We start from the raw sequence: 8,853 nt of genomic DNA on the forward strand, positions 1-8,853 counted from the left end.
ATAACCTTGATCAAGAAGTGGGCGAAATAATTCCCATGGAATTGAATCGGAGAGGCGCTTAAGAACAGGCCTCTTATCCTTGAGCTTTGCGACTCGTTGCTGTTCGTCCCAAAAGCCTCTCTGTCCCTCCTTTGCCTGCAAAATTCTTGCTCGATTATAATCAACAAATCCCGAAGATCAAGTGCCCTGGCAATTTTTCGAGGTACCCTTTAGCTGGATTAAAGTTATCGGAAATATTCCGGATAACAAGAGGAATGTTTCTAGTAATCCAATGTCCGATACCGATGGTCTTGGCCGTTTCCCAATCGAGGGAGTTCAACATGAGTATAACCTCTTAAAGAGTGCTATAGAAATTATAGTTGGCTTGCCTAGAGGAGGAAGTTGGTAATGCACATGAAGACTGGTAGGCAACTAGCCTATATGCCATTACTCAAGGACCCCACTAACCGTAATAGATGTGCTTCAAACAATGAACAGATAGTCGCTACGGTAGCATCCGAATATTGATTTTTATTGTAGCTTAGGCGCAGAATTAGTTCATCTCCTGCGATAGCTGCTAGTATCTCAAATGTGTGAAGACGATTCTTAGCCGGGCTCTGATGATGCCAAATCTGGCCAATGTTAAGGCTTGACAAATCATCATTTGATGGAGCCCGCTCCGGTTTCTTAGAGCTATTTATGCCAATATAATTAAAAGCAATTTGCGATTGAGGCATGTTCTTAATTTGCATTCGAACATCATCGTCAGGGAATAAGTACTTGATTACTCCATAACCAAGACCCTTATTGGGAATAGTATTGAGAGCCTCAGTTACATCATTTAGATGCCCACTAATGTCATCAAATGAGCTACTGAATTGAAGCAGCAGAGGATAAAAACTAGTAAACCATCCAACTGTTCTGGAGAGGTTGATATCACTGAAAATGGCTTCCTCTCGGCCGTGACCTTCTACATCTATTAAGATTTGGGGATTTCCTGACCATTCATAGAAAGCTGAACCGATAGCAGTCAGTAATGCCAATTGTACAGTACATGATTCACTCAATGAGACAGAGGCGAGAAGTGCTTTGGTATGTTGTTTGCCAAGTTTTAGTTCATAGGTTTTGGAGTCCGAGTTTAGATCAGAACTTACATTATTTTCTATCGGCAGAGAGTTAACCGATGATCTTGCCGTAGATGTCCAAAAACTCACTTCATCTTGTATACCTTGAGATCTTGAGTATAGATCTAATAAATCGGCCCAGTCCCCATAAGAAGTAGTCTTTTTCGGAAGCTGAGGAACTTGCTGATTCGAGAAACAGCGTAAGCAATACTGGAAATCTTCAATGATTACTTTCCAGGATACAATATCGGTTACAAGGTGGTGAATCAATATGGCAGCGAATGATGTTTGCGATCTTCGCTGGAAGATTAACACCACTGATATCTGAGAGGACGTAATATCAAGTTTGCTTGCGGCTTCTTTTATGGTGCTAGTAATATAATCGGATTGTTCGACTAAACCTAGGGATGAGATATCATGCTTTATTATGCTAGGGCCTTTGCCTAAAGACTGTATTCGTTGATGCCACACTCCCGTGGTGTCAATTTCATAGCTCGCTCTTAATGCATCATGATGATCCCATAGCGAAGTGATGGCATTAGGGACAATATCACCACTAATCCACGAAGTATTAAGTGGAACAATCATTGAGTGCGAATAATCAGAATATACAGCCCCTGAGTTAGATAAGTGCCATTGTTGTATAGGAGTAAATTTAACTGGACCAACCACGGGACTCTGATCAATATCAACAAGTGTTGAATTTATCGACGACTCAGCCAGTAGAGCAACAGTCTGATAATCAAAAATATCTTTAACCGTAATTGGAATACCTGAAGAAGTTGCCTGTGCAACTACCTGGACACTCAAAATAGAGTCTCCTCCGAGCTCGAAGAAATTTGCATCACGGCTAACCCGTTCTAACCCTAGTACCTTGCACCAGATAGAAGCAATTTTGATTTCAACATCAGATGAAGGGGCTACGTACGATGAATCATCTGCCAATAAGCTTAGAGTTGGCTTTGGAAGGCTTTTATAATCAACCTTGCCGCTGGACGTAACCGGGATCTTCTTCAGACATATAAAGGTTGCAGGAACCATGTAATCAGGAAGTTTGGACTTAAGAAAGTTTCTAAGTTCTTTATTGGCATCACTACTTTTAAGTTTATTTCCAGTAACATACGCAAAAAGTCGCTGAATGTTAGAGTCTTTTTGTTGAATTATGATGCAGTCATCAACTGAAGGATGCTGTTGAATTGTCTCGATAATTTCACCTAATTCAATCCTGTGTCCGCGAATCTTAACCTGAGAATCCTGACGCCCCAAAAACTCAACTGTGCCATCACGTAACCACCGCCCTCTATCCCCTGTGGAATACATTCGTGAAGTCGGATCAGAACTGAATGGATCTGTAATAAAGACCTCAGAAGTCAGCTCGGGTTTGTTCATATACCCCCTCGATACCCCTAGACCTCCAATATAAATATAACCTGGCATGCCAACTGCACATATACGCTTCTTTTCATTAAGTACATAAACAGAAGTATTTGGCAAAGGTTTACCTAAGGGTGGCTTTTTTTCTAAATCCCACGACTTAGTAAACAGGGATCCATTGGCAGTTTCGGTTGTTCCATAGCCAAGCACTAATGATCGGTTACTAGCCCAACGGCGTGCTACATGAATCGGACATGCTTCACCACCAGTAATTACCGTCTTTAGCTCAGGCAGTTCATCGGGTGATGTTTCAGGTAATGCACCTAGCATTACAGGCGGTATAGCTGCAACTGATATTCTTTTGTCCCTTAATAGTTTGATGAAGCCTGGTCCAGCCAAGAGATCATTCCTATTTGCTAGTACAAGTGTGGCTCCTGCTGATATAGATCTGAATATCTCTGCTAGTCCTGCGTCAAAACCAATAGAGAGAACCTGGAGAACTCGTGAATCTGGGTGGATATCAAAATTCTCAACCTGAGCTTCAACTGTTGCAATAATATTCTTGTGATCTATGAGTACACCCTTAGGTCGTCCTGTAGTGCCGGAAGTAAAGCTTACATACGCGATCGGAGCAATTGAAGGCTTTGGCGCCATCATGGCATTGTCACCAGCAATAAAGCCATGCATCTCATTAACTGAGATCAGATTTAACGACGTATCAAGGGCAAGCAGGCGTAGCCTTGTCTCTTCATCGACAACAATCGTGCTGCATGAAGCTTCTTCCAGCATTAGCTTTATGCGTTCATCTGGATATTCAGGATCTATTGCCATAACAGTCTTACCCGCCTTAAGTGTGCCAAAGAGGGCTACAAGCACATCGACAGACTTTGAAACGCAGACTCCGGTGACAGTTTCTTCATTATTGTATTTATTGAGCAAGTATTGCGAGAACGATTCACACAGACAGTCAAGGTCAGCATACGTAATTGACTTATTATCATCTTCGCAGGCAATTCTTTCTGGGTAGGCTTGCGCACCACTTTCAACCCAGTCACATACATGAATAGCCTTCGTCGAGATTGGCTTAGGTTGCCCCCATTGCAGGATCATTTCTTTTTCAGTTTGATCCGTAAAATCAGCTTCAGCAATGGTACTCTCACTTGAGAAAGCCATCTCAATCAATACTTGTTCAAGGATGCGCTTAAATAGAACTAATGTTTCGGCACGAAAGAGACTCGTCCTGTATTGTAATGTACATACTAGTTTCTCGGCTGAAGATGATGTTGATAGAAGTAAATCAAAGTCAGAGACATCTTTTCTTGACTCCTGTGATATCTCCATGGAGCCCAAGGTAAGACCGCTTGAAACTTTCTGATGTACATACATAACCTGAAACAATGGGTTCTTATTAGCCTCTCGCACAGGTTTTAGTTCGTCCACTATCAGGTCGTACGGCACTGATGAATATTCCAAGTCGTTCACAACACCTCGCCTAACTCGTTTAAGAGTCTCTTTGAATGTTTCGTTTCTGTTCAGCTTGAGCCCATGAACGATGGTATTTACAAAGAATCCTAGAGTCCTTTGTATTTCTGGCCTGTCTCTATTAGATACGGGAGTTCCTACATAGATCTCATCTTGACCTGATACAAGAGCGAGGAACACCTGAAAACCAGTCAGCAATACCATAAACTCTGTTGACTCGGTTTCCATGGCAAGTACTTCCAGCCTCTTCTTTACATCAAGCCCTAGTTCTAGTTCAACTGTTGCAACATGGTTCTGATCAGCCTTTGGCCTCGAAAAATCTAACGGTAGACTTAAATCAGAAATATCCTCAAGTCTATTTTTCCAATAGTCAATGTGTTTACTGGATATCTGTCCCTGAAGCCATTCAGCTTCCCATCTAGAGAAATCTGCAAACTGTAGATCAACGGCAGGTAGTACTGGCACCTTCTTTTGACAGAAGGCTGTATATCCTTTCTCGATTTCATTAGCAATCAAACCCATTGAGTGCCCGTCGGTAATAATATGATGCATCGCAAGTAGAACAGTGCACTTTTCTTGGTTAGACTTAATCAGCTTGGCCCTAATAAGCGGTCCTTCTGCAAGAGACCATGGCCTACGTATAAATTCTGATGCTTTTTCTTCAACCTTAATCGTCAGATCTCTTCCAGTGTAATAGGATATGTCTTCAAACTCAAGATTAAAGTCAATCTGGTCATGAATAACCTGATACGGTATGCCTTCCTTGGCAGCAAATGTCGTCCTTAAAATTTCATGTCTAGAAATCAATAGCTTAAGTGTTTCTTCAAGTGCATGGGCATCTACGCTACCTTGGAGTGTAAATCTATTTGGTACAGTATATGCGATACTTGATGGGTTGAGTTGGTCTAAGAACCACAACCTCTTTTGGTTATATGAAAGTGGCTCTTCCTTTCCCCTAGTTTTCTTAAGTATAGTTGGCATTTCCTTGGCACCAACCAGTTTATCGCCATATTCTTCTAACCAAGATGCGAGCGCTAAGGCTGTCGGATTTTCGAATATGACTTTAAGCGGGATCTTAATCTCTAGTTTTTTTCCGATAGCAATAGCTGCTTTTGTAGCTGTTAGTGAATGTGCGCCATTATGAAAAACATTATCATTGAGATTAAGCTTAAGACCTAAAATCTGAGACCAGGCATCGCGTACCATCTGTTGATATTCAGAAACCTTAGCTTCTGAAATGCTGCCATCAGGTTCAGCAGACTGTTTTATTATGTTATTCCCAGCGCAGCTTCTAAGGCTCTGTCTATCAACCTTACCATTAGGGCCTTTTGGTATCGAATCTATCAAATACCATATACGTGGAACCATATAGTCTGGCAGAAATCTTTGCGCAAATATATGGAGTTCACTCGCTTCCGGGATGACATCAGGACAAACTAATCCAGCACTTAAGGAATCCCCCTCGGAGACCCAAACTGCTGCATCTAATATGTTTTTATTCGTACGTAGAGTATTTTCAATTTCCTCAATTTCAATTCTAAAACCTCTGATCTTGATCTGTGTATCCTCCCTCCCTACCAGCTCAATTGTTCCATCTGGAAGCCATCTTGCAATATCGCCAGTCTTATAAAGATTACCACCCCCAAACGGATTGGTGACAAACTTTTCTTTTGTGAGTTCTTCTCTTCCCCAATAACAATCTGCTACTCCCATTCCACCAACCATCAACTTACCATTTATTCCTATAGGCATAGGCTGCATAGACTCGTCGACAATAAAGCACTGAACATTTCCCATAGGTTTTCCGACAGGGATTTCACCGCTCATAACCGAGCCTGCAGTTGATATGTATGCAGTTGCATCCCATATTTCAGATGTTCCATATATGTTAATTAGCGTAGCCTTTGGGAACCTCTTTGAAAATTCAGTAGACAGATCTTCTTGTAGTTTCTCGCCGCTGCTTATCCAGTGCTTTATGCAGCCCAACCTCTCGCTTAGATCAATGCCTGAGTAGAGTATAGCTCTTAATAATGAGGGTACTAATACAAGTCTGGTAGCCATGCTAGCTTCTATAGCACCAATAAAATTCTCGATATCGGGTACAACTTCTTCCGGTATGAATGTTACCTTGGATCCGTGCATCCAAGCCGAGAACATCTCCCATATAGAATCCACAAATGACAATGATGTCTTTGCGCAGAAGCTTTCATCATTTCCAACTGGTATCGGCTCTGTTAGTAATCGATTGATTGGAACTCTATGAGGAACTCCTATTCCCTTAGGCAAGCCCGTAGATCCAGATGTGTACAATATGTACGCTAAGCTTTCTCTATTAACATTTGCTGCTAATAAACTAGCAGAGCCTTCATCGGCATTGGCAATCAAGTCTTTAATCTCTAGTACCTTAATAGTGTCCCCAAAAGATCTGCTGCTATCGTTTACAAGTATTGTTGATGCTCCAGAGTCTTCGATCATATAGCTTAATCTGTTTTCTGGGTACATTGGATCAAGAGGTACGTAGGCGCAGCCGGCCCTCAGAATTCCAAGAATTCCTATAGCAGCATCTATAGATCTTCTGATTGAAATTCCTACAATCGTCCCGACTAGTCCAAGCCTTATTAATGACAGAGCAACTTTACTTGATTCTTTATCCAGGTCACTATATCTGATTGTCTGATCACCGTATGCAGCTGCTATTCTTTGCGGATACCTCTCGGCTGTTCGCTCAAATAGGTTATGCAGTCCGCGTATTTCGTCAGGTAAAATAATTTCTGTTTGATTCCAAGACGTTGTTACAATGTGTCGTTCTTTTTGCGACAACATCGAAATGTCACCAAGTTTTGTGTCCAGCCCCTGTATTATGTGTTCTAACAGTATAGAGTAATGCTCCATTACTCTCACGATAGATTCCTGTGAGAATCTCCTAGCATCATATGTCATCTTGAACGTAAGATTTTCTCCTACTGTTTCTAGATCTAGATGCAGTGGGACGTTCTGTTGAACGTTAGAGGCGAATGCTCTGTTTACCCCTGATTTTCTCGGTGATGTCTCATCAATAGATTGTGGTATAGCAACCGTGTTTGTATTCACTACGATGCATTCGTAGAGTGGCTTACCAGTCGAAAGCCCGCAGAACTCTTGTATATCTCTTAGCGGGGTATGTTCATGCATTCGAAGGGAAGACTGATCCCTTTGGATGAGCTGTATCCATTCACGAAATGTCTGATCATTGTTAATCTTAACTCTCACGGGGATTGCATTCAAGAACATTCCGACCATTTTCTCAATACCAGGCATATCATTCGGCCTTCCTGAAACAAGCATCCCAAAGATTATATCGTTCTGTTCTGCATACCGTGACATTAGTATGCCCCATGCTCCTATAACTAACGAATTTAAAGTTACACGGCATTCCCTAGCAGCAAGCAAGACTGCCTCCTTTTTCTCTGATGTCAGTTGTAGACTCCACTCGCCAAAACTTATCCGATACTGCTTCCATGCCTTACCACTGCGTTCTCCTGGAAGCCTCCTTGTTTCATGTACCGAACTTAGGTAGGTTTGCCAGAAGTCTTGATCAGTCGCGCGATCTCTTTTTTGCAAGTACTCTAAATAGTTTCGAAACTGAATAGGACTTGGAAGTGAGATACTACCACCCTTCTTGGACGCCTCGTAATATTTTCTTAGCTCACTATTTATCTCATTCTTTGACCACCCATCTAGTATTAGGTGGTGGTGGCTGAAGATATACAGCCACTCATTGCTTGTAATCTTAGCGAGCGTTACTTTGATTAGTGGTGCTACCGTAAAATCAAAACCATTTTGTTTCTCCGTGCCTAAATACTCTCTTAGCTTTTTCTGGCTTTCTACGCGTTCGAGATGCGACCAGTCTTCAATATGAAACGGAACGATTACTTCGCTCTCAACTCGTTGATAAGGGGTTTTACTATTCTCCCAGTGAAAAGAACTTCTGAGTATTTCATATCTATCAAGTAAAGCCTGCCATGCTGCCCGCATGGCTTCTATATCTATGTCTTCCATGTTGTATACAACTTGGTTGAAATACATCCCAACACCCGGCTCGCTGACCGAGTGGAGAAGCATGCCTTCTTGCAGTGGTGTCAGTGGATACTTCATTGAATCGCTTCCGACAAATGCCGACATATTACGTTGACCTAATTCTTCCCCACTATACCTTGTCAAGCTCCCTTGACCAATCTCCAAATGTGACAAAAGTTGCTAGCAATGCCTCACAGAGCTGTTTCGCTTGCGCTCCTGCAACGTACGCTACGCTTCTCTCAGTGCTCCATGTGCAACGAGTGGAGTCTGCGGCCAGCCTGTAGCCTCTTTCGCCGCGTGGAGCGGCCTGCGCCTCTGTTGTTCTCCAGAAGCGGTTGGTGCCCCTTACTATGCACTACCTCTGACAGGTATTCCACTAGCATCCGCTTCCTCATTGCACTCGGATCTCCTCAAATCCCAAGCATCTCCAGGAGTGGTATCCATTAAGTGGTGATATGTATACATTGTTTTATCACACCATCTAGGTCTTCACTGTTGTTCGTGATTTTATCCTGACTCTTTGTTGTATAAAGTTTTCGTGGGTACTCAAAGGTTGCAAACTGACTTATGGCAGGGTAACCTCCGCGCCTCCTTTGCTTGCGAATGGATCATTTCCCGAGTACGTCTTGAGGGTACCTCGAAAAATTGCCAGGGCACTTGATCTTCGGGATTTGTTGATTATAATCGAGCAAAAATTTTGCAGGCAAAGGTGGGACAGAGAGGCTTTTGGGACGAACAGCAACGAGTCGCAAAGCTCAAGGATAAGAGGCCTGTTCTTAAGCGCCTCTCCGATTCAATTCCATGGGAATTATTTCGCCCACTTCTTGATCAAGGTTAT

The 8,853-nt window shown here is 42.4% G+C and carries 1 protein-coding gene; it reads right to left on the bottom strand.

The genetic code is table 11. From position 1 onward, the window contains the following. Nucleotides 1-416 precede the first annotated feature (416 nt). Nucleotides 417-8,120, bottom strand: a complete 7,704-nt coding sequence (locus KBY57_RS14105) for a non-ribosomal peptide synthetase (protein ID WP_254996537.1) — start codon at nucleotides 8,118-8,120, stop codon at nucleotides 417-419. Nucleotides 8,121-8,853: the final 733 nt, after the last annotated feature.

The organism is Cyanobium sp. Aljojuca 7D2, from assembly GCF_024346415.1.
GTDB lineage: Bacteria > Cyanobacteriota > Cyanobacteriia > PCC-6307 > Cyanobiaceae > Cyanobium_A.